At 59.5% G+C, this 262-nt stretch carries 1 pseudogene; it reads right to left on the minus strand.

The annotated features are described in order from the left end of the window. Positions 1–262 (minus strand): annotated as a pseudogene (locus KIH86_RS10520) (RCC1 repeat- and reductase domain-containing protein); the annotation flags it as partial.

Genomic DNA, 262 nt, shown 5'->3' on the forward strand with positions numbered 1-262 from the left:
CCGCTATCACGCCGCTCGTCAGACCACTCACCGCTACCGGCGTACTCCGCTGTGTGGTGCTGTTATCTCCGAGTTGTCCATACATATTAGCTCCCCAGGCCCACACACTGCCGTCATTCTCCAATGCCAGCGTATGCTGGTTGCTGCCGCTTACCGATATTATTCCGCTTAAGCCCGGCACCACCGCTCTGGTGGTCCGGATCACGGAGGTCGAGCTTCCGTCTCCAAGCTGACCGGTGCTGTTGCTTCCCCAGGCCTGTAC

This window comes from Paenibacillus sinensis (genome assembly GCF_019904155.1).
Taxonomy (GTDB): domain Bacteria; phylum Bacillota; class Bacilli; order Paenibacillales; family Paenibacillaceae; genus Paenibacillus_AQ; species Paenibacillus_AQ sinensis.